Raw genomic sequence first — 25,379 nt, 5'->3', positions numbered from 1 at the left:
CAACCGCGGTCGGATCGGAGATGATGAGATGGAAAGCTGTATCGATGTAGCACTCGCCTTCGGCGAGCTTGCGGTAGTTCTCGACGCAGGTCCGCAGCGAGGTACCCTTCTCCTGGAGCGCAAAGGGCAGCACCATGGTGTTGCCGCCCGCAGCGGCCGCGCGCGTCGCTGACGCAAAATCGTCGGCCATGACCACGTCGGGGCCGGAGGGCTGGGAAATGTGAACGTGGCTGTCGATCCCGCCGGGAAGAGCGAGCAAACCTGTCGCGTCGATCTCGCGCGCTGCGCCTTCAATCCTGTCGGCAATGCTGACGATGCGGCCGTCGCGAATGCCGATATCGGCGCGAAACTCGTCGCTGGCTGTCGCGATGGTGCCGCCGCGAATGGCAAGATCGAGCTGCGTCACATGAGTCTCCGTCACCTGATGACTGCTGATGTCTGGAAGATGCGGCCCCAATCGATGAGAGCGCGGATGTCGCCGCCGGCGAGCTCCAGGGTCCGCCACAGCGTGACGGCGACCGAGTCGAGCATCGTGATGTCCAGTTCCCGTTCGAGCGAGGCCGCAAGTGCGGCGCCGTCGAGATTGGTGCAGAGGATGACCACGGTATCGGCGCCCTCGGCCGCGACCGCCCGGATCATGCCGGCAATCGTCGCCGGCGTGACCTCGCCGAAGGAGAAATTGTCGCGAAGCCCGAGATGCCGCTCCGTGTGCGGCGCGATCCCCTCCTCGGCCCAGACGCCGGCGATGCGCCGCTGCACGTCGTCCGTATAGGGCGAGACGAGACCGACGCGTTTGGCACCGAGCGCGCGGACGGCATCGATGCAGGCAAGTGTCGACGTCGTCGCCGGCACGCCTGTGCGCGCCGTGATCGCTTCGCACAGGCTTCTGTCGCGGCCGATGCCGAGCCAGCTTGCCGAGGTGCCATTCCAGGCGATGGCGTCGACCTTGGCGTCGGCCAACAGGTCCGCTGCCGGCAGCATCACCGAGGCATCGAACTGGCTGAGTGCGGCGGCATCGAGCGCGATCTCGGTAACGCGGAAACGCGAGAAATGCGCGGTGACGCCATCAACACCGACCAACATCGCGTTGGTGACGGGCTCGAGCACTGAATTCGAGGACGGCGTGATCATGCCGAGGCGCTTGCGCATGCCGCTCATCTTCCTGCAGCCCTCAGCTGGCTTTGCCTGACGGGCGCGAAATTGTGTCTGGCCCACAGCGCCTCCGCAACCTTCTGCGCCTCTCGGACCAGCTCAGCACCGTCAGCATTCTGCAAGCGTCCCTCTTCGATCACGATACGGCCGTCGACAATGACTGTCTTTACATTGTTGCCATTGCCCGACCATACCAAGGCACCAAACCCGTCGATGACGGGCGCGAGCGTCGGTTCGGACAGGTCGAGCAGGACCAGATCCGCCTTTTTCCCGACGGTGATCGATCCGATCTGATCACCCAACCCAAGCGCTTCGGCCCCTCGCTGCGTCGCCCACCGGACCGCAGCGCGCGCGTTCAACCCGTCCGTTTCACCACGTATCCGCTGCATTGCGACAGCCCAACGCATCGCCTCGAACATGTCCCCCGAAAACGTATCGGTGCACAGCGCCATGCGGGCGCCGTGGCGCTCGATGGATGCCGCCGGGGCGATGCGGCCGGTCTTGGCATTGCCGATCGGCGTATAGGCCATGGCCACCTTCGCTGCTCCGAGCGCGGCTTCATCATCGGCCGTCACGTGGATGCAATGCGCCGCAATCAGGCGCTGGTTGAGCAGGCCGGCCGCTTCCAGCACCTCGACCGGCGACCGACCACTGCGGGCCAGGGTTTGGGACACTTCGATCTGGCTTTGACAGACGTGCGTGTGAACGTTGCCGCCATATCGTTGCACAAGATCGGCAACGTCACGCAGCAGATGGTCCGAACAGGTGTCCGGCGCATGCGGGGCAAAATCGCACCTTATCCGGCCGTTGTCATGGCCTTGCCAACGCTCGACAAGCGCGACGTTCTCGGCGATGCTCACCGCCCCGATCGCGGGCGAATATTCGTAGCGCTTCTGGGTCAGGGCTTCCGGATCGGCGTCATGTATCCGGCCGGCGATGATCGCACGGGAGCCAAGTTCGGAATGAGCCTTGGCCAGCGCTTCCGGGTAGCGGTAAAAATCGACAATCGTCGTCGAGCCCGTCCGCAACATCTCGTAGACGCCGAGCCGCGACAAGGCGGTGGCCTCGCCCTCGGTCAGCCGATGGCCCTGCGGAATTCCGGCCGTGAACATCGGTGCAAACCCGAGATCCTCGATCATTCCGCGGGTGATCATCAGCGGCGTATGATTGTGAACGTTGACCAGCCCCGGCATCACGAGCCGGTCGCGTGCGTCGATCGTCCGCATCGGCGCCCAGCACATCGCAACCTTGTCACCATCGCCAACGTCGACGATGCGGCCGTGCTTGATGGCAACCGCGCCGCCATCGAGGATGCGATCGGTTCCATCCAGGGTGACGAGAAGTCCGCCCTTGACCAGGAGATCACAGGCACGCGGTGCTGCTGCGTTTTCCATGGCTAAGACGCCTGCGCAAGGCGTGTCGACTCCTCCCGAATCAGGGACAGGATGTGGCGCTTTGCGTCATTGAACTCGGGGCTGGTGCTGTCCCGCGGGCGCGGCAGATCGAAATTGACGGCCTCGCGGATCCGGCCCGGCCGCTTCGTCATCACCACGATCTTGTTGCCGAGGACCAGCGCCTCGTCGACGCTGTGGGTGACGAACACGATCGTGCAGCGGCGCTTCTGCCAGATCGCCACCAGCTCTTCCTGCATTTCGAGCTTGGTCTGGGCATCCAGCGCCGCAAACGGCTCGTCCATCAGGATCACGCTCGGGTTCATCAGCAGCGCCCGGGCGATCCCGACCCGCTGGTTCATGCCGCCGGACATCTCGGAAGGATGATGGTGCTCGAAGCCGCGCAGGCCGACGAGATCGATGAACTCCATGGCACGGTCGTGGCGTTCGGCCTTGGCGACGCCCTTGAGCTTGAGATGGAAGGCGATGTTGTCGATGGCAGTCAGCCACGGCATCAGGGTCGGCTGCTGGAACACGACGCCGCGGTCCGAGCCTGGCCGCTCCACCTGCTTTCCATCAACCAGCGTACGCCCGGCCGTCGCCTGCTCGAAGCCGGCGATGATGTTGAGCAGGGTCGACTTGCCGCAGCCGGACGGGCCGAGCAGGCAGACGAAGTCGTTGGCCTCGATGTCGAGATTGATGTTGTCCAGCGTCAGCAGGTCGCGGCCGCGCCGCTTGTCGGAAAACACCTTGACGATGTTGCGAAGCTCGATTGCCGCCATCAGCCCGCCCTGCCCTGCACTGTGGTTGTCTGCTGCCAGCGCAGCGTTCGCGCCATGATCGCCTTGAGGCCGAGATCCGAGAGATAGCCGAGCAGCCCGATCGAGATCATCGCCGCAAGGACGATGTCGTAGCGGAGGAAATAGTAGGAGTCCCACAGGACGTAGCCGAGACCGCTCTTGACCGCGACCATCTCGGCCGTGACCGTCAGCATCCAGGCCGATCCGACCGCGATGCGCAGGCCTGCGAAGATCGAGGGCAGCGCCGCCGGCAACACGATGTCGGTCAGCATCTGCCGTCCTGTCGCGCCCATCATCGCGCCCGCGCGCACGAGATTGTGGTCCACGGTCTTCACGCCGTGAATGCTGTTCATCAGCACGGGAAAGAACGCGCCGAGGAAGACGAGGAAAATCGCCGGCTTGTCGGCGATGCCGAACCAGATGATCGCGAGCGGAATCCAGGATACGGGCGGGATCGGACGCAACATCTGCAGCGTCGGCTCCAGCGCCTTCTCGAACAGGCGCGACCATCCGATGGCGACACCCGCGAGGATGCCGAGCAGGCTTGCCAGCGCAAAGCCGCCGAAGACGCGGAGGGCACTGGCGAGCGCATCGCGCAGCCAGTGCCCCGAATAAGTCTGCGCGGTCTCGTCGAACCCGAATACCCAGTCGCCGAGCGCATGCAGCACCGCGCTCGGCGCCGGCAGCAGCGCAGGCGGAAGCATGCCGCTGCGGGCAAAGGCTTCCCAGCCCGCGATCAGCAACGCGGGCACGATGAGGCGCTCGAGCCCATGGAAAGCCCGCGACAGCCGAAATGCCGGCCTGGCGGGCGAGACATCAATAACCGAGGTCATTCTTGGCCTTTCCCGTCGCCTGCTCCAGGAACGAATAGTCCATGTTCTTCTCCGCCTCCGCCGAGACGTCCTTTGAAATGTACTTGAGGTCACGCATCATCGCGGCGATCGCGAGCGTCTGCGGACGATGGATCGCAGGATCTGGCGAAGCATTTTTTAAGCGCCTCGGTCGCCACTGCCTTGTCGAGGCCGGTGAGCTTGTTGATGACGTCGATCCACGGCGCCTTGTCGGCGATCAGCTTGTTGTCGAGCTCGACCACTGCGCTGACGACGCCCTGAACGCCGGCGCGCTGGCTCGCAATCACGTCCGATCGGGTAACGATCAGATTCGTCAGGTTTCCTGCGGCCTGGTCATAGGGCAGCACGAAATGCTTGCCGGCCCCGGCGAGCCTGATCTGCGAGGCGAACGGCTCGACCGAGCAGATCATATCGACCTCGCCGCGCTGCAGGGCCGCGAGATGGTCCGACGGATTGGGAATGTTGACGAACTGGATGTCCTTGTTGGGATCCACGCCCTGCTTGAGGAATGCGCCGCGCATGTGGATGTCCTGCGCGTTGCCGCGGGAGGCCGCGACCTTCAGGGGCTGGCCATCGCTCTTCGCCTTGGCAACGGTCGCCTTAAATGCGGCCCAGTCCTCGGGCGGAAGGTTCAGCTTCGCGGAGGAGAGACATTCCGAGCCGCCGTTGATCTGGCCGGACACGGCGACGACGTCGAAGCCTTTGTCGAGCGCGGTGATGTAGTGGAGGTAAGTGACCTGCGCGACGTCGATGCTTTTCGACACCAGCGCAGTCAGCACGTCGTTGCCCGAGTTGAAGCCGGTCGCCTCAACCTCGACGCCCTTCGCCATTCCGGGGATCAATGACATCGGCAGGCAATGCGCGCATTTGGCATAACCGAGCTTGATCTTTGCGGTCTGCGCGATGGCAAAGTCGCCTCCGCCAAACATCGCTGCCATTACCACGAGGCCCAGCCGCAAACTCGTCCGCATCGCTTACTCCGTTTCGAAGGCGCGAGATCTCGCGCGTCGCGCAAGATCATCCGTTGCTCTTCGCGGCAGCGCAATCCGGTTTTTGCATGCTGCATACAATTTGCGCGTTGTGCCATCGTTTTCAGCGAGATGCGTCGGTATTTTGGGCAAGTCAAAGGGCCGGAAACGGCTAAGGTGAGTTGAAGCAATGAGGCACGCGTGCAGCAGAAGTCGGAAACGCCGAAGGGACGAAGATCGCCCAAACTCAAGAGGATGGGCCTGCATGAGCGTGCCGCCGCGCGGATGCGGACGATGATCATTCGCGGCGAGTTGCCGCCGGGATCGCAGACCCAGGAGACCAGGCTGTCGAAAGAGCTGGGCGTGTCGCGCACCCCGCTGCGCGAGGCCATGAAGGTGCTCGCGGCCGAGGGGCTGATCGAGCTGCGACCAAACCGCAGTCCACGCATTGCCGACATCGCGGTCGACGGCATCTCGGAGTTGTTCGAGGCGCTGGCCGGCATCGAGCGGCTTGCCGCAGAGCTTGCCGCGGCGCGCGCGACCGAGCGCGATCTCGCCCGCCTGCGCACACTGCAGACCCGCATGGAGGGTCATCATCGCAACGGCAAGCTCGACGATTACTTCGCCATCAACGGCGAGATCCACAGCACCATCGTCCGCATGGCCCGCAACACGCCACTGCGCGAGGCGCACGATACGCTGATCTCCCGCGCCGAACGCGCGCGCTATCTGGCGCTGGGTGCCGACCGGCGCTGGACCAACTCCGTCGACGAGCATGCCGATATTCTGGCGGCGCTCGAAGCGCGCGACGGCGAGAGCGCCGGACGCCTGCTCGGCGCCCATGTCCGGCGCACAGGGACCGCGCTGCTCGAAGTCCTCGCCGCATCCAAGCCCAAGCGCACGGCGGCCTGACCATGAAGCTGCTTCTGCTCAACCCCAACACCAGCACCGAGGTTACCAACCTGATGACGAGTGTCGGGCAGCGCGCAGCCGCCCCCGGCACCGAGCTTGTCCCCTGCACTGCGACCCGTGGCGTGCCCTATATCGCCACGCGGACCGAGGCGCAGATCGGCGGCGCCATTGCGCTGGAAATGCTCGCCGAACAGCACAAGACGGTTGATGCCGCAATCATCGCGGCCTTTGGCGATCCCGGCCTGTTCGCCGCACGCGAGACGTTCGACATTCCCGTGATTGGCCTCGCGGAGGCCGCAATGCTGACTGCCTGCATGGCCGGACGCCGCTTCGCCATTGTCACTTTCGCGCAGGCGCTGGGTCCCTGGTACGAGGAGTGCGTCCGCGCGCACGGGCTGTGGGAACGCTGCGCCGGCATCCGGATGCTGGATACGCCGTTCCGGGCGATCTCCGAGGTGGGCACCGAGAAGGAGGACCTGCTCGTCGCGCTCGCGCAGCGCGCCATCGTCGAGGACGACGCCGACGTGCTGATCTTCGCGGGCGCGCCGCTTTCGGGCCTCGCCGAACGCGTCGCCGAGCGGATCCCCGTCCCCGTCGTCGATCAGGTCGTCGCCGCCGTGAAACAGGCAGAGGCGCTCGTGGCGCTGCGCTTGCGCAAGGCGACGGCGGGCACGTTCCGCCGGCCGGCCGCCAAACCCACCATTGGTCTTGCCGGGGCGCTCGCCGCCCGGCTCGAGCATCGCGACAATTGATCAGGCAGGCGGCCGGCGATGCGAAAATCCCAGTTCGTTTTCGATTGCACGGCCGAAGGCAAACAGGCGGGATTCGCATCCCGGCGGCGCGATGATCTGGATGCCGAACGGCAGTTCGCTCGCCTCGCGGCGCGCCGGCAGGGTGAGGACGGGAAAGCCGACCAGCGACACGATGAAGGTCACGGCCAGATAATCGATCGGCGTCTCCAGCGCGGTGCCATCGATCGCGGTGACATCGCTGATTTCGTTCTGCCAGGGGAAAACCGACGCCGCCGGCGCGATCAGGAAATCGGCACGCGCGAACAGCTCGCAAAAACTGCGGTAGATCCCGGTGCGACGGCGCTCCGCGCTGAGGTAATCTTCGGCGGAGAGCCTTGCGCCCGCTTCGATATTCCAGACGACGGTCGGCGTGAGCTCGGTGCGGCGCGTCCTCAGCAGCTCGCCATAGCTATTGGCGATGTGCGCGGCGCGCAGCGTACGAAATGTCTCGATGGCACCGCCGCAATCGGGCGAGGACGGCATGACGTCGGCAATGCGCGCGAGCGTCTCGCAGGCCGAAGCGAAGCGGGTGCGAACGTCACGCGCAACCGGAGCGACGCCGAAATCGGGTGTGACAGCGATCCGCGGACGCCCAGCAGATGGCCGGTCGTCGTTGAGGATAGCCGCCGAGAGCGGATCAAGCGCATCGCTTCCGGCACATACCGACAGCGCCAGTGCGAGGTCGTCGACGCTGCGGGCGAGGAAGCCATGGGTCGCGAGCATATCCCAACCGAGCGGACGGCGCGGCGACGGAATACGGCCGGGCGTCGGCCGGATCGAGGCGATATCGCAGAAGCTTGCGGGCGTGCGCACCGAGCCGCCGAAATCGGTTCCATGCGCGAGCGGCACCATGCCGGCCGCGACCGCGACGGCGGAGCCGCCGGAGGATCCGCCCGATGTCAGCGCGGGATCGAAGGGATTGCGCGTCGGCCCGCACAAGCGATTGGCGCAGACCGCACCGAAGCCGAATTCGGGCGTATTGGTCTTGCCGAGTATGATCGCGCCGGCGCGCCGCAGCCGCGCGACCACGACATCGTCCTCGGCCGGGACGTGGTCACGAAACAGAGCCGATCCGTAGGTAGTCGCGAGCCCGCCGGTATCGGTGAGGTCCTTGATCGCGACGGGCACGCCGTGCAGCGGGCCGATCGGCGTGGATGCGGCATCGCAGATTTGCGCGGCACGACGGGCACCATCCGCATCGACCGTGATGAACGCCGCCAATTGCGCGTCCTGATCAGCAATCCGCTCAAGATGCGCCTCGACGACGTCCTGCGAGGACAGTTCGCCCCTCGCAATGGCGCGCGCAAGGGCTGTGGCGGTGAGATCGCAGATCGGGGGTTCGGATGTCATCGGGTCAAAATGCCCGAACCCGCATCGAAAAGCGACCGCCGCGGGCACGAGACTTGCTTTCTTTCCCATGAGAACGGGAGGCAACATCATGGCTGAAACGCAAGGCGGCCGTTCACTCGTCGTCGATGCCGTTACCCATCGCTATCCGAGCGGCGCGCTCGCGGTCGAGAACATCAATCTCGACATCAAGGGCGGCGAGATCATCGCCCTGCTCGGCCCATCCGGCTGCGGCAAGACGACCCTGCTGCGCATCATCGCCGGCTTCATCGCCCAGAGCCAGGGACGGATCATCATCGGCGACGACATCGTCGATGCGTTGCCGCCGAACAAGCGCGCCGTCGGCATCGTGTTCCAGAACTACGCGCTGTTTCCGCATCTTTCGATCAGCGAGAATGTCTCCTACGGGCTCGCCGCGCGCGGCATCGACAAGGCAACGCGCCAGCGCGAGGCGCAGCGCCTGCTCGAACTCGTGCAACTGCCGTCGATGGCCGAGCGGCTGCCGCGACAGCTCTCTGGCGGGCAACAACAGCGCGTCGCGCTGGCCCGCGCACTCGCGATCAAGCCGTCGATCCTGCTGCTCGACGAGCCCTTTGCGGCGCTCGACAAGAATTTGCGGCTCGACATGCAGATCGAGGTCAAACGGCTACAACGCGTCTCCGGCATCACCACGCTGATCGTGACGCACGACCAGGAGGAGGCGCTGTCGATGGCCGACCGCGTCGCCGTGCTGAGCCATGGCAAGCTAGAGCAGTTCGGCACGCCGTCGGACGTCTACGACCGACCGCAAACCCTGTTCGTGAACACGTTTGTCGGCTCCAGCAATCGCATGCCCGGCGTCGTGGTGTCGGCAGACCGTACCGCCGCCAAGGTCCGCCTCGATGCCGGCGCGGAGATCATCGCGCGGCCGGCGGGCGGCGCCCTCACCGAGGGCGGCCGCGTCACCGTATGCATCCGGCCTGAGCATCTGCAATTCGTCGGCGACGAGACCGGCTTTGCTGGCGTCGTCGGCATGTCGCTGCCGCTCGGGGCCACCGTCGTGCACGAGGTCACGACCGCCGACGGCTCCGGCGTGAAGGTATCCCAGGCACGCATCGGCGAGACACGCGCGCTGGAGAATGGCGCCGCGGTGCGCCTCGCCCCGCTCGCCCGTCCCTCGCCAACGCCTTTCCCGCAACGCTTTAGATCCAGTCATAGTCCACACGGAGTTCGACATGATCCTCAACCGCCGAAGCCTGCTGACCACCGCCCTCACCCTCGGCGCCATGAAGGCGCTTCCGGGACTGAGCTTCGCCCAGGCCCGCCCGCTGGTGTTCGCGACCTTCACCGGAAGCTGGGAGGAAGCCCATAAGGCCGTGCTGGTGCCGGCCTTCCGGAAAGCGAACGCGGACGCCGCGATGGTGCTCGATCCAATGCTTTCCGTTGACCAGATCGCGAAGGTGAATGCCGCAAAGGCCAATCCGCCGATCGACGTCATGCTGCATGATCCCGGCCCCGCCCTCGTCGCGATCGGCCAGGATCTGGTCGAGCCCTATCCGGTCGAGAAGAGTGCCTATTACAAGGACCTGATCAGCGAGGCGCAGGAGCCGATGGGCCCTGCCCCGTTCTTCCAGGTCGTCGGCCTCACCTACAACCCTGAAGCAATCAAGACGCCGCCGACCTCGTGGGCCGATCTGTGGAAGCCGGAATTCAAGGGCCGCGTCGGCATCACCAATCTCAACTCGACGCTCGGCACCGGCTGGCTGGTCGAAATCGCCAAGATGCGCGGCGGCTCGGAGGCCAACGTCGATCCCGCCTTCAAGGCGCTGGAGGAGCTGAAGCCCAATCTGGCCGCTGTCGCCGCCAATCCCGGCGCGCTCGCGACTCTGTTCCAGCAGGGTCAGATCGACATCTCGCCAGGCAATTTCAACGCCATCCAGATCCTCAAAGCCCGCGGTGTGCCGGTCGAGTTCGTGGCGCCCAAGGAAGGCGCCATCGCGTTCAAGACCACGATCCACATCGTCAAGAACTCGCCGAACCGCGAGCTCGCGTTCAAGATGATCGAGGCGGCGCTGACGCCTGAGGTACAGACCGCGCTGATGAACCCGCCCTATCTGATCGTGCCCACCAATTCCAAGGTGACCATGGGCGGCGAGATCGCGCGCGTGCTGGCCAAGGACACCGCAGAGCTGAAGCAGAAGTTCGTGTTCCAGGACTGGAAGAAGATCAACGAGCAGCGCTCGGCCTGGATCGAGCGCTTCAACCGCGAGATCAAGATCTAAGGCCATGAAGGACTAAGCGATGGGCACAGCACCGGCATCACGGGACGTCACGTCCTACGGGATGGGACTGGCGGCGCCGCTGGCGCTGTTCTTCCTGCTGTTCTTCGTCGCACCGCTGCTGCAACTGTTCTGGCTCTCTCTGCACAACGACACGGCCGGGCTCCATTGGGGGCTCGGCCAGTACCTGCACTTCCTCACCGATCCCTTCAGCCTGGGCGTGCTCGGTTCGACGCTGCTGCTGGGTGCCGAGGTGACGGCCGTCTGCCTTGTGCTCGGCTTTCCCATTGCGTGGCTCTATCAGCGGATCGGACCGCGGCTGCAGACCATCATCATCCTGATCGTGCTGCTGCCGCTTCTGACCAGCGTCGTGGTGCGCACCTTCGCCTGGATCGTCATCCTGGGCCGTCAGGGCATCATCAACGCGACGCTGCAATCGCTCGGCGTCATCGATACGCCCCTGCGGCTGCTCTACACCCAGTTCGGCGTGGTGATCGCGCTGGCGCAGGTGCAGATGCCGCTGATGACGCTGCCGCTGATCACGGCGCTGGGCCGGATCGATCCCAATCTCGACGATGCCTCCTGCTCGCTCGGCGCCGGGAGCTGGCGGACCTTCTTCAAGGTCGTGTTGCCGCTGTCGCTGCCCGGCGTGATCGCCGGATGCACGCTGACCTATGCCGCTGCCATCACGGCCTTCATCACCCAGTCGCTGATCGGCGGCGGGCAGATGCTGTTCATGCCGATGTACCTCTATCAGCAGGCCTCGACGCTGCAGAACTGGCCCTTTGCGGCGGCGATCTCGATCATATTCCTGCTGGCCGTGCTCGCGGTCGTCTCCGTCTTCACCACGCTCGGCCGCTTGTCGCGCGGCTACGGAGGGGCGTGATGAGCGGGCGGAAGCGCACCTGGGAGGCGATTAGCTTCGAATTTGTGATGACCGCGATCGCAATCGTAGCGCTGATCCTGATCATCGCGCCATCTCTGGTGGTTCTGATCGTGTCCTTCACCAGCGGCTTCTCGCTGAAATTCCCGCCGCCAGGCTATTCGCTCCGCTGGTACGCCGAGCTCTGGCACGCCTGGCAGCTGCACTTCGCGGCCAAGAACAGCCTCATCGTCGCGCTGTGGGCGACGGGCCTGTCGATCGTGCTCGGCGTCGCGGCCGCGCTCGCAATTTCGCGGTCGCGGACGCTGTCGGCGCGGCTGCTCGACTCCCTCTTCATGTCGCCGCTGGTGCTGCCGGCGCTGGCCTTTGGCCTCGCCGCCTTGATGCTGTTCTCGCTCGTCGGCCTGCCGGTCTCGCCGCTGACGCTGGTGATCGGCCACACCGTGGTCTGCGTGCCCTATGTCGTGCGCAACACGGTCGCAGCGCTCGCCCAGCTGGAGCCGACCCTGCTCGAAAGCTCGGCGGTGCTGGGGGGCGAGCCGGCTCTACACATTCCGGCGCATCGTGCTGCCGCTGATCCGGCCGGGCATCATCGCGGGGGCCTTCATCGCCTTCATGTCGTCCTTCGACAATGTGCCGGTCTCCCTGTTCCTGCGCGATGCCGCGACCGACATGCTGCCGATCCGGATGTGGCAGGACCTCGAGGGCAAGCTAGACGTGACCATCGCCGCACTATCGGGCGTGTTGATCATCGCGACTGTCGCCCTCGTTGCGGTCATGGAGCGCGTCACGGGACTGTCGCGGCGACTGACGAATTGATCAGGCGCCGCGGAACAGCGAATAGCCCCAGCGCGTGAATTTGAGCGGCAGATGAAAATGCGCGTCGACATCCTTGATGCGGAAGCGGAACGGCGTCACGGTGAGGAAGCCGTCGCTGTCGGCAAAGAACTCGCCGAGGTGAAACAGCACCTCATATTCGCCCGCGATGACGCCGGCGCCCTGCACGACCGGATGATCGAGCACGCCGTTGGCGCCGAGCCGCCCGTCGGCGATGCGCGACGAGTCCGGATCGATCCGCCAGATCTCGACGCGCAGCCCCTGCGCGGGACGGCCGCTTGCCACATTGACCGCGTGAATGGAAATGCCGCCTGCCATCTTGCCGTTCCTCCCCTGAGCGTACCGCCATGGTAGACGCAAACGCAGCCGTTCGGCCAGCACCTGCGCTGCTGCCCGCCCTCGGGGGTGGCCTTTTTCGCCTTGGCGTGCCTCGCGCTGGGCGGCGCAGTCGCTCTGATCTGGGGAAGCCATGACAAAGCGGACAATTAGCGCGTGCGAAATCGCGGCCGATGTCGCGGCGAGGCGGACGACTGCAGTCGAGACCGCCAAGGCCGCGCTCGGCCGTATCGAGGCCGCGAAAAGCTTGAACGCGGTGGTCACGATCGATCCCGATCGCACGCTTGCCGACGCCGCGGCGGTCGACGCTCGCCTGCGCGCCGGCGAGCGAATGCCCCTTGCCGGCGTTCCCGTCGTCGTCAAGGACAACATCTGGACCGGCGGCTGGCGCGTGACCCAGGGCTCGCAGCTGTTCGCTGACTTCATAGCGCCGCGCGATGCTATTGCTATCGAGCGGCTGCGCAGAGCCGGGGCGGTCGTCGTCGGCATCGGAGCAACGTCCGAGTTCGCCTGCAAGGGCGTGACGACCTCGCCGCTGTTCGGCCCCACGCGGCATCCCCTCGATCCCGCGTTGACGCCTGGCGGATCATCGGGCGGTCCAGCCGTCGCAGTCGCAGCCGGCCTCGTGCCGCTCGCGATCGGCACCGATGCCGGCGGCTCCAGCCGGAGACCACCGGCCCATGTCGGCATCGCCGGTTTCAAACCGTCTTACGGCGCCATCCCCTATGGGCCAGGCTTTTCCGAACCGTTCTTCGGCCTCTCCGTCATCGCGCCGATCGCTACTGAGGTCGCCGACATCGCACTGGCGTTCGAGGCCATGGCCGGCAGCGATCCGCGCGATCCGGATTCCGCCGTCATCACGCAAGAGGCCGATGACATCGCCGGCTTGCGCATCGCGTTCTCGCCGCGCCTCGGCCTCGACGTCGCCGTTGACGATGTCGTCGCCAACGGACTCGCTTCCGCCGTTGAGCGCCTGTCTGCCGCCGGCATACGCGTCATGCAATGCGATCCCATCTGGCCCCCCGGCGCGACGGAAGAAGCCATCATGCCGCTTCAACATGCGGGCCTCGCCGCGCTCTATGGCGACGCCTTCCGCAAGGACCCGGCGATCTTCGATCCTGATATCGCCAAGCAGATCGAGCGAGGTCTCTCCTGGTCGGGTGCGGAGGTCGCGGCAGCGCTGGTCGCCAGTACCACGATCGCCAATGCCTTCGCGACCTTCTTCACCGAGGTCGACCTGCTGCTGGCGCCCACGGTCCCCTGCGTCGCCTGGCCGCTGAGCCAGCTTGGGCCCGGCATGATCGGCGGCCGCGCGGCGAGCCCGCGTGCGCACGCTGTGTTCACTCCATTCGTCAATCACGCCCGCCTGCCGGCGATCTCGATCCCCTGCGGCACCGATGCGAACAGACTCCCCTTCAGCCTGCAGCTTATCGCCCGGCGCGGCCAGGACCGCACGCTGCTGCGGGCCGCGCAGCAGATCGAGACGATGCTACGGGCATGAATCAGGCCGCAAGGGTCGAGCGCAGGCGCCGCCAGCCGATGTCAGCGTTGATGAGATCGGGATGCGTGGTCATCGAGACCGCGGGCAACTTCCTCGCCGCACAAGTTCGACAGCATCGTCCCCGTCCCACCCTCCCACCAGCGCGCGTTGCAGCAGGTCATCGTGCTCGCCGAGGGAATTGGAGCTGCACTCCAAGTTCCGGTGTTGTCTTGATCGCGACGAACCGCCCGACCACGCAGCTCAAGAACGTGACCGATCTGGGCCGCAACAGTGGCTTATGGCCAGGCGAGTAGAATTAGCTAAGCAATTGCTGAGCGATAGAAATAGACCTATGAGCGAAGTGTCTGTGGCATGCGGCTTCTCGGACCAGAGCCACATGACGAGAATTTTCAGGCGGCTGACAAGAACCGCGCCTGGCGCGTACCGACAGGCTCTTTGATTGTCGCCGACACAGGTTCTTAATTTCTATGGCCTTCAGGAGCGCAGCTGTGCTGCGCAACAAGGACATCAGCAATATTTTCGGGAAGGAACGTGCCATTCCACTCCCAAGCCGCACACGCTTCCGTGGGGCAAGTCACTTCGGCAGGCGTTGCGCAGAGCTTCTCGCGATGAGTTTGGGGGGAAGTACCACGTGCCGAACCTCCGTCGACCCACTTTTGATGGTATCAACGAGCATCCGAGCAGCGATCCGCCCCATTTCCCTATGCTCAATCCGAATAGTAGTCATCGGGGGCGAGACCACATCCATCAGCGGCATGTCATTGTGTCCGACAAGAGAGATGTCGTCCGGGCAGCGCAGTCCCCGCTCCTTCAGTGCATCGAGCACGCCGAGAGCTAGTAGATCGTTGGCGGCTACGATCGCCGTGATACCGCTTTTGGCTTCAAGCAAGACCGCCGCGATTTGAGCGCCCGCCTCGCGGGTGTAACCCTTCGCCTCCTGCACGACTCCATCGAGGCCATGATGGGACATGGCTCGCGCGAAGCCATCCCGTCGCAACGCTCCCGTCGACGTCGACAACGGACCGGCCACATGCGCTATGCGCCGGTGGCCAAGTCCCACGAGATGGTCGACTGCAAGCTGCATTCCGAGATTGTCGTCGGACACAACAGACGACACGCGATCGCGTGCCTCGGATCGGTTGACGAGGATCACCGGAAGACCGCGCCCAATGCAGAAGCCAACCAATTCGTCGTCCTGCGAAACCGTCGCCAGGATGAGGCCGTCAACGCGCTGGCTGAGCAGAGTCTCCACGAACGAAATCTGCTGCGAAGGAGCGTTGCCCGCATCCGCCACGATCGGCGCGTAGCCTTCCGCCGAGAGCGTTTCCGTGATGCCGCCAAGGATCGGCGCGAACACCGGATTGGCGATATCGGGCAGCAGGACGCCAATCAAATCGGATCGGCCGAGGCGCAGGTTCGCCGCCAGACGGTTCGGCTGATAACCGAGCGCTTCCGCTTGCGAGACAATTCGCTTGGCCACGTCCTCGGCAACGAGATGCCGCTTCTTTGGATCGAGCGCACGTTTGCTCCCAGCCACAGGCTTCCGTGAGCCGATTGGCGAGCCATTCGGCCGTCGGGTGCGCGGTCACTCCAAAACACCGGATCTGCCGCCGGCCATGGTCTATGATTAGCAAGCCATAGAGTAGTCGGAACGAGATTGTCGGCACGACGAAGAGGTCCATTGCGACACTGCCATCCGCATGGTTGCGAAGGAACGTCTTCCAGCCCTGCGCGGGAGGGCCCCTCCTCCGCGCCATAGACTTGGCGACGCTGGTCTGGCCGAGCTCGATGCCGAGCTTGAGAAGCTCTCCGTGGATTCTCGGCGCTCCCCACAACGGGTTGGCGATGCTCATCTCGCGGATCAGCCGGCGAATCTCCAACAGTGCAGTTGGTCGGCCGCAGCGGTTCCGCGATTTCCAGCGCCAATACGACCTGAAACCGGCACGGTGCCAACGGATGACGGTATCGGGCTTCACAATCGTCAGCGCCTTGATGGTATTAGGCACCAAACGATACAGCCCAACAAAGATCAGGCGATCCATGGCACTGAAGGCCACTCTCTTCGGCACATGCCGTCGCTGGATGTTAAGTTGATGACGAAGGATCAGGATCTCAGCTTCCAACGAGACCCGCGACCGGAACAATAAGACCAGCACCGACCAGACCAGGCTGTAGGCTTCTCTCATGAGACAGAAGCACTGCGCGATTCGGCCTCACGGGCCAGCTGGATTAGGTTTCCGACAGGGACAGCAAGATGAACGAGCACGTCGCGCAGAACCTGCCAGTCGGCGTCTACGCTGTCGCCGCTGCAAAGGATCAGCGGGAATACTCGCAGCGATGGATCAACTGATCGGCCTTCTCGATGAGCTCGACTGGCACTGTGCGATTACCGCCGATTTCTCGACGCGGAGTACACCCCTTCTTCCGAGAAAGGCGAGTCGTCGAGAATGCGAATGCATCTACGGGATTCGCCCGGAGTCGCTGAGATGCTCCATCACGATCACATTTTGACACACTACTACGACGGCGATTAGGCTGTGGCGACCCGCCGCGGAATCCCATGCTGCCTGTGCTCAGGTGCGAGATCTGCAAACATCTGAGGCACGTGACCTTCGCGCGTGTTGCACCGCCAACGCCCCGCCCGTCTGGCATGCAGCGTAGAGAACGCGCTATGATTAGCGTACGAACCAAGCGGGGATCACGCAATGAGAAACGTCGACATCACGCTGCTACTGACGCTCGATGCGTTGCTGACCGAGGGAAGTGTCACAGCGGCAGCCGACCGCCTGAACCTGAGCGTTCCCGCTACCAGTCGTCGGTTAGCGCATCTTCGCGACCTGACGCATGACGAGCTTTTCGTCCTCGCCGGTCGCAAGCTGGTTCCGACAGCGCGTGCCCTCGACCTGCGCGACCGCGTACAATCGATTCTAGAAGAACTCCACGCTCTCTTCACCCCCAATGTCGTCTCATTCGAGACGTTGAACCGTACGTTCAGCCTGCGCACCAGCGATGGCTTCATTGGCGCATGGTCCGCTGAACTAGCCGCGCGCATTCGTAGGGAAGCGCCGCATGTCAAACTGTGCTTCTACCCGCACTGGGAAGGCGTGGAGGCGCTGCGCGACCGAAGCATCGACCTCGAGATTACCGTTCTGAAGCACACGGGCCCTGAGGTCTTTAAACAGAAGCTGTTCCAGGATCATTATGTCGGCATCGCCGCGGCCGGCCATCCGCTGGCCGCGCAACATCAGGTCTCGCCCAACGACTATGTGCGCTACGGTCACGTGTCAGCGTCGCGCCGCGGACAGGCTCACGGCCCAATCGACCACGCCCTTGCCGCGCTAGGGCTGTCCCGAGACGTCTCGATCGTCGCGCCGGACTTCCAGTCCGCGATCTCAGCTGTGGCCGCCTCCGATCTGCTCGGAGCGGTGCCGGCATCCTTTGCGAAATGGGCTCAGCAAAGCATCCGACTGCATGTCTTTCCCCTGCCTGTCCCGACGCCAGGAATAGAGATATCGCAAGCCTGGCATCCACGCTCGCACGGCGATGTCGCGCACCGATGGCTGAGGAACCATGTCCGGGCGATGTTCACCTAATAGCACGCAGCCTCGGGTAGTGTATTTCCAGCCGGATTGTCATGGCGTAGTGACAAACTCTGGCGGGGAAGCGAGGAGCATTCTCGCCTCCACTTTTCGCTTGGCCTCTCGGTGCGGCGCTCTTAAGCGGCACTGCTCGCACCGCCCCGCCGCACTACTTGCGGAAGGGTCCGAACCTCTCGTCGGCACTGTACTGACGCTCAAGCGGGACGTCCGGCGCCGAGCGGGACTCGTCCCTGCCTAAGAAGGTCAGCTCGAGCAAGACGCCGCTCGGATCATGAACGAAGATTTGCCACACATTGACACCCGGGATCACTTGTGCCCGCCAGTCGCGACCGCTCGCTTGGATGCGGGCAAGATAGTCGTCCCAGCCGGTCAGCAGGAGGCTGACATGATCGACCGCACCAGTGCCGAACGGAACTTTGCCATCGACCAGCGCAGGAGTGCCGGCGTAGACATGGATGATGGCTTCGCCACCCGCGGAGGGAGCTAGCCAAGCGCCCGGAAATGGAAAATCCGGACGGAACACCTTTGTCAGCTTCAGCACCTCGATATAAAATTTATTAGTCGCGTCCAGATCCGCGGTCTTGATTGCGACGTGGAAGAGTCCTTTTACCGCCGAAGCGGACGTCGTCATTGTGTCAGAGCTGCTCATTCGATCGTCTTCCTTCCTACGTACTGCCTTACCACCGACATCCGGCATTGAAACATCATCGCTTGCGAGGGCGCCAAAAACACGGATCTGGCGGTCCTCGTCGTCGTTCACGCGGCCTGGGAGTTGATCCCATTGCCACCCCACAACCAGATCATCCGATCGTAAAATTCCTCGATCGACATTCTGCTGAGAATCGCGTCCCTCACGTCGGCGTGCGGTCCGCAAGGGTGATAGATGTGCTCACCGACAGCGCGTGACAGAATCTGCACGCGCGCCGTTCGCACGGTGCGCCGCTTTTCGTACTCACTGAACGCACGATCGATATCACCGCTCCACGTCTCGAATGCATGCGCCAAGCAGACCGCGTCCTCGAGTGCCTGACATGCTCCTTGGGCAACGTACTGCATCATCGGATGTGCGGCATCGCCTAGCAGCGCGACGCGTCCATCAACCCATTTCGGGGCTGGATCGCGGTCGCCAATGGCCCAAAGTTTAAATTCCGGCGCTAGGGTGAAGATGCCTTTCACGCGCGGATGCGTATGATCAAAGCGAGCGTAAACTTCTTCGTTCGAGATCGGGGCACCGGCGACCGGCCCGGGCGGGGCGTAGCGCTTGTCCGTGCTGACCAGCACCAGATTGATCAGCCGGGTACCCGACAGCGGATAAGTGATGACATGGCACTTCGGACCAGCCCACAGGGTCGTGGTGTCACGTAGCCAGTCGAGGCCTGCCGGAATGTGGTCGCTTGGAATTAGCGCGCGATACGCCGTATGTCCGAGAGCATTCAGTTCGTCACCGATCATCTGCCGGCGAACATTCGACCACATACCATCGGCGGCGACTAGGGCGGCGCCTGTGAATTCGTCGCCCGCCGCGGTTTTCGCCGTGACCTGTGCCCCGCTCTGATCATATCCCGTGACTTCGCAGCCGGTATGCAGTTCGATCAGATAGGATTGCCGCGCAGCAGTTAGCATCACATTGTGCAAGTCGTTTCGATGCATCGTCGCCCACGGGTTGCCGAACCGCTCAACGAATCGATCGGATTTCACAGGCACGTGGAATATTTCGCGCCCCGACACCGCGTCCATCAGGACCAGGCGGCTGACGTAGACGCCCACGTCGCGCGCTGCGTCGCCGACGCCGAGATAGTCGAGGGCACCGAGCGCATTTGGACCGAGCTCGAAACCGGCGCCTATTTCACCGAACTTCGCGGCCTTCTCGAGAACCGTCGTTTTCACCCCCTTGCTCGCCAAGCCCAGGGCGGCCGCAAGCCCGCCAATTCCGCTGCCGGCGATGAGCACAACGGGTTGATCCTTCTTGGCCATTCGTTTCCCCCTGCTACGCCGCTACGTGTCGTAACGGATTGCTTGCCGACTGCTCGGCCTGTGCTTGCGAGAATAGAACGTCGACCGATCCGGTCCATTGCAGCCCTAGGAAGCGATAATTGCGCGCGATGCAATCGACTTGGCCCGCAACATCACCTCATGCTTGGTCGTCGACAGTCCGCCGGCATCACCCCTCAGGAGGCATCTTGACGATGCACGAGACACGGTTTGTTATTCCACCGGCTCAACCGGCCATCTTGGCCATCGACGGGACCCAGTTAGTCTTTCCTGTTCGCCGGATCTGGTGCGTTGGCCGAAACTACCTGGAGCACGTCCGCGAGATGGGGCAGGACGAACGCGCGCCACCATTCTTTTTTGCGAAGCCAGCCGACGCCATCGTGGCGCATGATAGCGTCGTTGCTTACCCACCGCAGACCGCCGATTTCCAGCACGAGGTCGAACTCGTGGTGGCCCTGAAATTGGGCGGGAGGGATATTCCGGTAGCGGCGGCGGCGCGTTGCATCTTCGGTTATGCGGTCGGTATCGATCTCACGCGCCGCGACCTGCAGCTCGAAGCACGCAATCTGGGACGGCCGTGGGAAGCCGGCAAGTCATTCGACGATTCGGCGGCTTGCGGCCCCCTGACGAGAGCGGAAACTGCTGGCGCGATGGCCCGAGGCGCGATTACGCTAAGGGTCAACGGGAGGCTGCGCCAGAGCGGCGATCTCGGACAGATGATCTGGAGCGTCTCCGAGATTATCTCAAAGCTTTCCGAGTTGGTCTCACTCGCCCCGGGTGACGTCATCATGACTGGTACCCCAGCAGGGATCGGTCCACTGTCTCCGGGCGATACAGTTACTTGCGATATCGCCGGCTTAAACCAATTGCGGATCACCATAGCGCCGGCCGCTTGACTTCGCAGCAGCGAGCAGCCCTCTGAGGGGGCGCGATAGTGCGGCCCCGATACCGCACCGATCCTAGTCGCCGCCGAGATAGGCTCTTATCAACACGCGATCGTCGAGAAACGTGTTCACATTGCCGCTCCGCACTATCGCTCCATTTTCCAGCAGATAGGCCCGGTCGGCGATCGCAAAGCTGCGCCTGGCGTTCTGCTCAACCATGAGGACGCCGGTACCGAGATCCGCGATCCGCCGAATGGCCGCAAATAATTCGTCGCTCGCCGCGGGCGACAGGCCGAGCGAAGGTTCATCCAGCAGCAAGATGACGGGACCGGACATTAGCGCTCGGCCGATCGCGACCATCTGCTGCTCGCCGCCGCTCATGGTCTGCACGCTTTGCCGCAGGCGCATCTTCAGTTTCGGAAATAGAGCCAGCACGAGTTCATTCCGGTCTCTGAAGCGAACATGGTCGGTGGCGCTGTAGGCGCCCAGCGTGAGGTTCTCACGCACCGACAAGCTGCCGAAAACGCCACGTCCCTCCGGCACGCAGGCCAGTCCCGCGCCAACGATCTGATGCGGCGCGAGTCGAGTCAGATCTGTCGCGCCGAGCCGAATGTGCGCACCGGTGACGTACCGCACCAAGCCAGCCAAGGCCTTGATCAGAGACGATTTGCCCGCGCCGTTAGCCCCCAGCAGAACAACAACCTCGCCACGATCCACCTTCAAGACAGCCTCGGCGAGGGCCACATGCATGCCATACGAAACCGACAATCCACTGACATCAAGCATCGTGCGACCCTAGATATGAGGTCACTACCCGTGGATCGCTCAGCACGTCGCCAGTCGCCCCTTCCGCGATCTTCACCGCGCTGCTTAGGACGATGCAGCGATCGCACAACGCACGTATCGCGCGCATCACGTGCTCGACCAGAAGAATCGTGAGCCCCTGCGTGCGCAGCGACCGAATGAGCGCGATGCCGTCATCAAGCTCGGTACCGCTCAACCCGGCCAACCACTCATCAAGCAGTAGGACGGACGGATCAAGCGCAAGTGCTCGCGCTAGCTCGAGTCGCTTCAGGTCGATGTAAGTCAGATCGCTGGCGAGAGCGTCTGCTTTCAGTACAAGACCCACGGTGTCAAGCAAGCGCTCGATCCTCTCCACGGCCGCGCGACCGAACGCACCCCCCGGATGAAACGCAAGCGCGGCTGCGACGTTCTGGGCACAAGTGAAGGCGCCGAGCACGCGGACCAGCTGGAACGTCCGGGCGATACCGACCTGAACGATGTCGTGCGCCCGCATTCGGCTGATGTTGGTGGCTTTGTACCAGATCTCGCCGGAGGTCGGGCGAAACGAGCCGGAAATCATGTTAAGCACCGTCGTCTTGCCGGACCCGTTCGGGCCAAGCAGTCCCACGATCTCTCCCTCTTCGATGGTAAAACTTACGTTGTCAACGGCGACGAGCCCGCCGAAAGACTTGGACACGTGGCACAGACCCAGCATGTTGCCCATTAGGCGACCGCCTTCTCTCTCAACGCCAGAACCTGCCCCACCGCGCTGCATGCGGGAACGATGCCGCTCGGCATGACGTAGACGATCAGCAGGTAGATCAATCCGAGGAAGGCGATCAGCTGATCCGGAAACTGTATCGATAGGTACTCAAAGACCAGACAAAGCGATGCAACGCCGATCAACGGCCCGAACAGCAACTGGACGCCACCGAACAATGCCATGATCAGAACTTCGAACGATATCGTTTGACTGAAGGCGATCGCAGGATCGACGTACGTCCAGCGCGGCGCGATGATCGCTCCGGCCGTGGACATGAAGATTGCGCTGAACGCGAACAGGAGCACACGGACCTTCGCAGTGTCGATGCCGATGTGGTTGGCGACGACGAGATCCGCGCCGATGATCCGCAATGCCAGCCCCATCCGCGACCGCCGCAACAGCCAGGCCAAGGCGAGCAGCAGCGCCAGGAGACCCAGAAGCTGGCTGTAGATGTGTGCCGGCGCCACGTCTAGGAAAACGTAGCGACCGACCGAACGGTGCACATTGACCTCGTACCAAGTGACGATCTGGCGGAGCAATTCGGATAGACTAAATGTGAAGATGACGAAGTATACACCCGAAAGGCGTAAGGTCAGCATGCCGGCAAGTATGGCGAGAGTTGCCCCTGAAAGTGCGGCCGCGAGCAAAACGATGGCCCACGGCATACTGCCCCCGAGCAGGGCCGCAGTGTACACACCGACGCCGTAGAATGCCACCGTCGCCAGCGAGACGTACCGAGTCGGTCCGGAGAACATCGCCCATGCTGTTGCCATCACGCCGTACTGGGCGACATTGATCGCGACCGAGAGCGCATAGCCATCTATCAGAATAGGCGGAACGGCGACGGCAGCAATGATGACAGCTGGCGCGCCGCGCCGGATCGCTCCGACGAAGACCGACCTCATTACACCGTCCTTCCGAAAATACCCGCGGGGCGTACGCTGAGCACCACGATGAACAATCCGAAGTTGACCGCAAGCGTCAGACCCGGATCGATGAAGCGGGCGACGATGGTCTCACCGAATCCCAATGTCATTCCGGCCAGCAAGCACCCTGAGATGCTTCCTAGTCCACCCATGACGACCACTAACAGGGCTTTCATGAGAAATTCGGTGGCCATCGAGACACTGAATGGAAGAAACATACTGATGATCACGCCGCTGACTGCGACTACAGCTCCGCCGACTCCAAATACGAGAGCCGAGATGGTCCGCGCGTCGATGCCGGCCAGAACGGCCGTCGCCGGATCTACTTCGACTGCGCGCACCGCTAGACCGAGTCGAGTCCGATTCATTCCAACGTGCAGAAGGAGTGTGAGGGCAAGTGCGACCAAGATCACGACCAGCCGGTTCGCCTCCACCGGAGTACCCGCGATATAAACCGGATGCGACAGGTATGAATAGCTGTAGAAATTTCCGCCGAAGATCCACAGCAGCGCACCCTCGATCACGAACATAAGTCCGAACGTCGCCAAGAGACTGTCGATGTCGAGCTGCGGGCCGGCCCTTGTGCGCCGAACCAGCGGGAGCAGCAACAGGGAATACAACGCCCAGCCGAGCCCGAACCCGAGCGGAAGGCTGAAGAGCAGCGCAACTATGGGTGATATCCCGAGCTGGACCTTCGCAACATAGGCACCGAACGCAGCGGCGATCACGAAGATACCGTAGGCGAGATTGAGAATTCGAGCCACGCCGTACTGCAGCGTCAATCCCATCGCCAGCAGGGCGTAGAGACCACCGAGCGCCAAACCCGCAAACATTAACTCCATTTCGGGTTCTCTCCCAAGACTGCCGACTTGATTGCAATAGATTCACGGGCGACGCATGCAGCCCGCTGTGTGGCCGATGCTGCGTCAAAAGCTATTTCCAGGCCGGCTTCGGGATGACTGGTTTGTTGGCACCATTAACATCGGCCGGCGCAATACCCTTGAACTCGCCATCCTGCCACTGTCCCACCAGCCAGCGCTTCGCAAGCTGCTGGTCGCCAAGAGTGACGTCGCCGAAGATTGTGGCGAAGTGCGCGGTCTTCATATCCTGAATGATGGCCGAGCGATCGATCGACCCGACGTGCTCGATCGCCTGCTGAAGCACCTGCAGACCAACATAGACCACCGGCGCCGCAAAGCGATCGGTATCCCCTCCGCTGGTCTCGTTGATCCGCCTGAAGTACCGCTGAATTTCGGAGTTGTCGGCATCGATTCCGCCTGGCCCCATCACTCCGTCAATATTGTGTCCGAAGCGCTGTCTGTAGGCCGGGTACTGCGTTCCGACGCCAGTATAGAATACTTTGGGGTTGAAGCCAGCAATGATCGCCTGGTCGGTCACGAGCAAGGTGTCGGGCGGATAGGAAAAGCATAGAAAAATGTCCGGGGCACGATCCTTGATCTCGCTGAGGATCGGAACCATGTCGCGTATGCCGACCGGATAGCTCTTGTCGTAGACCAGATCGAAGCCATACCTCGCCATCAGCTTCCTGGCGGCCATGGAAAGGTCAACGCCAAAAGCATCGGCGGCATAGATCATGGCCACCTTGTTACCGAGCTCCCCGGACTTACGCTCTTGCTCCAACAGGGTGAGCAAGCCCTCGCCATATTGCGAGCCGGTTCCGATGAAGAAGAAGGCGTTTGGCCAGCGCTTGACTAGCTCAGGGGCCAGATCCGTTGTGGCCGTTACGCCGAGAAAGGGATATCCGTACTTCGCTAGCGTCGGTGCGACTGCCAGGTTGAGCGCCGTCCCCAGTGGTGGCAAGACGATGTCCACCTTATCTTGAGTGATGAGACGCTCAATCGCGCGGACAGCTTCTTCCGAGTTGGAGCGGTCGTCATACTCAACGACCTCGACGAGCGCCCGCCTGCCATTCTTGAGAGACAATCCGCCAGCGGCATTGATGTCGTTGACCCACATTCGGTAGTTCGGCAGCAAGCTTGTGGCAACGGCGATTGAGTTAGACCCCGTCTTTGAGATCGCCCAGCCGACTCTGATCTTGTTCTCGGCCCCTTGGCCACTAGAGCCGGAAAAGCCCGCGATCGCGAACGATATCGCGAGCAGAAGCGCCGTCCGTTTCAACGCATGTCCTCCCACGTTTATGGTGCTGCCTGTGCTGACCGGCCCGAGGGCAACCCAAGCCGCATCGGCATGGCCGCTACTGTTCTGCGGAACGATAAGTTGACTGACCACGGGGTGTCGATTGCAAAAGCCGCAAATGATTGTTGCTTCGTTTGACAGGCTGTGGAACGGTCGAAGGTGATCAGCGCGGATAGTCGTAGCGCCGATGCGGCGATAGATGTGGATCGCGATCGGCGGGAGCAGAATGTACAATGCGGCGCGGTATA

Annotated in this window: 22 protein-coding genes and 4 pseudogenes; 10 read left to right on the top strand and 16 right to left on the bottom strand. The window is 63.2% G+C overall.

What is annotated here, in order from left to right:
- The 6 genes and pseudogenes from AC629_RS17560 to AC629_RS17535 form a co-directional block, all read right to left on the bottom strand.
- Positions 1–406, bottom strand: a pseudogene (locus tag AC629_RS17560) (dihydropyrimidinase); the annotation flags it as partial.
- A gap of 11 nt (positions 407–417) precedes the next feature.
- Entirely contained in the window at positions 418–1,158 is a 741-nt protein-coding gene (locus tag AC629_RS17555) for a maleate cis-trans isomerase family protein (protein WP_084806280.1), read from the bottom strand.
- Positions 1,155–2,378, bottom strand: a complete 1,224-nt coding sequence (locus AC629_RS17550) for an amidohydrolase family protein (protein ID WP_168195513.1) — start codon at positions 2,376–2,378, stop codon at positions 1,155–1,157. Before AC629_RS17550 ends, AC629_RS17555 begins: the two co-directional genes overlap by 4 nt.
- A gap of 170 nt (positions 2,379–2,548) precedes the next feature.
- A complete protein-coding gene (locus AC629_RS17545) occupies positions 2,549–3,325 on the bottom strand; it encodes an ABC transporter ATP-binding protein (RefSeq protein WP_084806276.1) in 777 nt (258 codons plus the stop codon).
- Positions 3,325–4,176, bottom strand: coding sequence for an ABC transporter permease (locus AC629_RS17540; protein WP_084806275.1), 852 nt, complete (start codon positions 4,174–4,176; stop codon positions 3,325–3,327). Before AC629_RS17540 ends, AC629_RS17545 begins: the two co-directional genes overlap by 1 nt.
- Positions 4,160–5,165 (bottom strand): annotated as a pseudogene (locus AC629_RS17535) (ABC transporter substrate-binding protein). The gene AC629_RS17540 and the pseudogene AC629_RS17535 overlap by 17 nt, the downstream one beginning before the upstream one ends.
- A 198-nt stretch (positions 5,166–5,363) precedes the next feature.
- Here AC629_RS17535 and AC629_RS17530 point away from each other — a divergent pair.
- The gene (locus tag AC629_RS17530; protein WP_084806273.1) at positions 5,364–6,074 is read left to right on the top strand and encodes a GntR family transcriptional regulator; all 711 of its coding nucleotides are present in this window, start codon (positions 5,364–5,366) and stop codon (positions 6,072–6,074) included.
- A 2-nt stretch (positions 6,075–6,076) separates the two neighbouring features.
- Complete coding sequence (locus tag AC629_RS17525; protein ID WP_084806270.1) at positions 6,077–6,826, top strand: aspartate/glutamate racemase family protein; 750 nt, start codon at positions 6,077–6,079, stop codon at positions 6,824–6,826.
- Here the strand turns inward: AC629_RS17525 and AC629_RS17520 are convergent, their stop codons facing one another.
- The gene (locus tag AC629_RS17520; protein WP_084806283.1) at positions 6,827–8,215 is read right to left on the bottom strand and encodes an amidase; all 1,389 of its coding nucleotides are present in this window, start codon (positions 8,213–8,215) and stop codon (positions 6,827–6,829) included.
- 88 nt (positions 8,216–8,303) lie between these two features.
- Here AC629_RS17520 and AC629_RS17515 point away from each other — a divergent pair.
- The 4 genes and pseudogenes from AC629_RS17515 to AC629_RS48755 form a co-directional block, all read left to right on the top strand.
- Positions 8,304–9,389 (top strand): annotated as a pseudogene (locus AC629_RS17515) (ABC transporter ATP-binding protein); the annotation flags it as partial.
- Between the two features lie 37 nt (positions 9,390–9,426).
- Positions 9,427–10,473, top strand: a complete 1,047-nt coding sequence (locus AC629_RS17510; RefSeq protein WP_084806268.1) for an ABC transporter substrate-binding protein — start codon at positions 9,427–9,429, stop codon at positions 10,471–10,473.
- 19 nt (positions 10,474–10,492) lie between these two features.
- Entirely contained in the window at positions 10,493–11,356 is an 864-nt protein-coding gene (locus AC629_RS17505; protein WP_084806266.1) for an ABC transporter permease, read from the top strand.
- A pseudogene (locus AC629_RS48755) lies at positions 11,356–12,172 on the top strand (ABC transporter permease). Before AC629_RS17505 ends, AC629_RS48755 begins: the two are co-directional and overlap by 1 nt.
- Here the strand turns inward: AC629_RS48755 and AC629_RS17490 are convergent.
- On the bottom strand, positions 12,173–12,508 hold the full coding sequence (locus AC629_RS17490) for a hydroxyisourate hydrolase (RefSeq protein WP_084806259.1): 336 nt from the start codon (positions 12,506–12,508) through the stop codon (positions 12,173–12,175).
- Positions 12,509–12,659: 151 nt separating this feature from the next.
- Between AC629_RS17490 and AC629_RS17485 the strand changes: the two genes are divergently transcribed.
- Complete coding sequence (locus tag AC629_RS17485; protein ID WP_084806257.1) at positions 12,660–14,027, top strand: amidase; 1,368 nt, start codon at positions 12,660–12,662, stop codon at positions 14,025–14,027.
- On the top strand, positions 13,924–14,466 hold the full coding sequence (locus AC629_RS50590) for a helix-turn-helix transcriptional regulator (protein ID WP_502693022.1): 543 nt from the start codon (positions 13,924–13,926) through the stop codon (positions 14,464–14,466). Before AC629_RS17485 ends, AC629_RS50590 begins: the two co-directional genes overlap by 104 nt.
- 135 nt (positions 14,467–14,601) lie before the next feature.
- On the opposite strand, the gene AC629_RS17475 is transcribed toward AC629_RS50590, so the two are convergent.
- On the bottom strand, positions 14,602–15,507 hold the full coding sequence (locus AC629_RS17475; protein ID WP_245331898.1) for a LacI family DNA-binding transcriptional regulator: 906 nt from the start codon (positions 15,505–15,507) through the stop codon (positions 14,602–14,604).
- Positions 15,508–16,732: 1,225 nt separating this feature from the next.
- Between AC629_RS17475 and AC629_RS17465 the strand changes: the two genes are divergently transcribed.
- Positions 16,733–17,620, top strand: coding sequence for a LysR family transcriptional regulator (locus tag AC629_RS17465; RefSeq protein WP_084806251.1), 888 nt, complete (start codon positions 16,733–16,735; stop codon positions 17,618–17,620).
- Between the two features lie 154 nt (positions 17,621–17,774).
- On the opposite strand, the gene AC629_RS17460 is transcribed toward AC629_RS17465, so the two are convergent.
- Together AC629_RS17460 and AC629_RS17455 are read right to left on the bottom strand one after the other, a co-directional pair.
- Positions 17,775–18,386, bottom strand: a complete 612-nt coding sequence (locus tag AC629_RS17460; protein ID WP_143199200.1) for a VOC family protein — start codon at positions 18,384–18,386, stop codon at positions 17,775–17,777.
- Positions 18,383–19,600 carry an FAD-dependent monooxygenase gene (locus tag AC629_RS17455; RefSeq protein WP_084806247.1) on the bottom strand — a complete coding sequence of 406 codons (1,218 nt, stop codon included), beginning with the start codon at positions 19,598–19,600 and terminating at the stop codon, positions 18,383–18,385. The genes AC629_RS17460 and AC629_RS17455 overlap by 4 nt, the downstream gene beginning before the upstream one ends.
- A 212-nt stretch (positions 19,601–19,812) precedes the next feature.
- On the opposite strand from AC629_RS17455, the gene AC629_RS17450 reads away from it, so the two are divergent.
- Positions 19,813–20,514, top strand: a complete 702-nt coding sequence (locus AC629_RS17450) for a fumarylacetoacetate hydrolase family protein (RefSeq protein ID WP_084806245.1) — start codon at positions 19,813–19,815, stop codon at positions 20,512–20,514.
- 63 nt (positions 20,515–20,577) lie between these two features.
- On the opposite strand, the gene AC629_RS17445 is transcribed toward AC629_RS17450, so the two are convergent.
- From AC629_RS17445 to AC629_RS17425, 5 genes are all read right to left on the bottom strand, one after another.
- Entirely contained in the window at positions 20,578–21,288 is a 711-nt protein-coding gene (locus AC629_RS17445; protein ID WP_084806243.1) for an ABC transporter ATP-binding protein, read from the bottom strand.
- On the bottom strand, positions 21,281–22,009 hold the full coding sequence (locus AC629_RS17440) for an ABC transporter ATP-binding protein (RefSeq protein WP_084806241.1): 729 nt from the start codon (positions 22,007–22,009) through the stop codon (positions 21,281–21,283). Before AC629_RS17440 ends, AC629_RS17445 begins: the two co-directional genes overlap by 8 nt.
- Positions 22,009–22,953 (bottom strand): branched-chain amino acid ABC transporter permease, encoded by a 945-nt coding sequence (locus tag AC629_RS17435; protein ID WP_084806239.1) that lies wholly within the window; start codon positions 22,951–22,953, stop codon positions 22,009–22,011. The genes AC629_RS17440 and AC629_RS17435 overlap by 1 nt, the downstream gene beginning before the upstream one ends.
- The gene (locus AC629_RS17430) at positions 22,953–23,816 is read right to left on the bottom strand and encodes a branched-chain amino acid ABC transporter permease (RefSeq protein WP_084806237.1); all 864 of its coding nucleotides are present in this window, start codon (positions 23,814–23,816) and stop codon (positions 22,953–22,955) included. Before AC629_RS17430 ends, AC629_RS17435 begins: the two co-directional genes overlap by 1 nt.
- A 91-nt stretch (positions 23,817–23,907) precedes the next feature.
- Positions 23,908–25,365, bottom strand: coding sequence for an amino acid ABC transporter substrate-binding protein (locus AC629_RS17425; protein WP_245331897.1), 1,458 nt, complete (start codon positions 25,363–25,365; stop codon positions 23,908–23,910).
- Positions 25,366–25,379: the final 14 nt, after the last annotated feature.

This window comes from Bradyrhizobium sp. NAS80.1 (genome assembly GCF_001908205.1).
Lineage (GTDB): Bacteria > Pseudomonadota > Alphaproteobacteria > Rhizobiales > Xanthobacteraceae > Bradyrhizobium.
Note: the sequence above shows the minus strand (reverse complement) of the source record. Positions and strands in the feature narration are given on the sequence as shown.

What these genes read in the sequence shown, in the direction of transcription:
- AC629_RS17520 (WP_084806283.1), bottom strand. Translation starts at nt 8,215, where the DNA reads ATGACATCCGAACCCCCGATCTGCGATCTCACCGCCACAGCCCTTGCG.
- AC629_RS17455 (WP_084806247.1), bottom strand. Translation starts at nt 19,600, where the DNA reads ATGGCCAAGAAGGATCAACCCGTTGTGCTCATCGCCGGCAGCGGAATT.
- AC629_RS17555 (WP_084806280.1), bottom strand. Translation starts at nt 1,158, where the DNA reads ATGAGCGGCATGCGCAAGCGCCTCGGCATGATCACGCCGTCCTCGAAT.
- AC629_RS17450 (WP_084806245.1), top strand. Translation starts at nt 19,813, where the DNA reads ATGCACGAGACACGGTTTGTTATTCCACCGGCTCAACCGGCCATCTTG.
- AC629_RS50590 (WP_502693022.1), top strand. Translation starts at nt 13,924, where the DNA reads ATGCGAACAGACTCCCCTTCAGCCTGCAGCTTATCGCCCGGCGCGGCC.
- AC629_RS17550 (WP_168195513.1), bottom strand. Translation starts at nt 2,378, where the DNA reads ATGCGGACGATCGACGCACGCGACCGGCTCGTGATGCCGGGGCTGGTC.
- AC629_RS17485 (WP_084806257.1), top strand. Translation starts at nt 12,660, where the DNA reads ATGACAAAGCGGACAATTAGCGCGTGCGAAATCGCGGCCGATGTCGCG.
- AC629_RS17540 (WP_084806275.1), bottom strand. Translation starts at nt 4,176, where the DNA reads ATGACCTCGGTTATTGATGTCTCGCCCGCCAGGCCGGCATTTCGGCTG.
- AC629_RS17505 (WP_084806266.1), top strand. Translation starts at nt 10,493, where the DNA reads ATGGGCACAGCACCGGCATCACGGGACGTCACGTCCTACGGGATGGGA.
- AC629_RS17465 (WP_084806251.1), top strand. Translation starts at nt 16,733, where the DNA reads ATGAGAAACGTCGACATCACGCTGCTACTGACGCTCGATGCGTTGCTG.
- AC629_RS17490 (WP_084806259.1), bottom strand. Translation starts at nt 12,508, where the DNA reads ATGGCAGGCGGCATTTCCATTCACGCGGTCAATGTGGCAAGCGGCCGT.
- AC629_RS17430 (WP_084806237.1), bottom strand. Translation starts at nt 23,816, where the DNA reads ATGGAGTTAATGTTTGCGGGTTTGGCGCTCGGTGGTCTCTACGCCCTG.
- AC629_RS17510 (WP_084806268.1), top strand. Translation starts at nt 9,427, where the DNA reads ATGATCCTCAACCGCCGAAGCCTGCTGACCACCGCCCTCACCCTCGGC.
- AC629_RS17525 (WP_084806270.1), top strand. Translation starts at nt 6,077, where the DNA reads ATGAAGCTGCTTCTGCTCAACCCCAACACCAGCACCGAGGTTACCAAC.
- AC629_RS17445 (WP_084806243.1), bottom strand. Translation starts at nt 21,288, where the DNA reads ATGCTTGATGTCAGTGGATTGTCGGTTTCGTATGGCATGCATGTGGCC.
- AC629_RS17435 (WP_084806239.1), bottom strand. Translation starts at nt 22,953, where the DNA reads ATGAGGTCGGTCTTCGTCGGAGCGATCCGGCGCGGCGCGCCAGCTGTC.
- AC629_RS17440 (WP_084806241.1), bottom strand. Translation starts at nt 22,009, where the DNA reads ATGGGCAACATGCTGGGTCTGTGCCACGTGTCCAAGTCTTTCGGCGGG.
- AC629_RS17545 (WP_084806276.1), bottom strand. Translation starts at nt 3,325, where the DNA reads ATGGCGGCAATCGAGCTTCGCAACATCGTCAAGGTGTTTTCCGACAAG.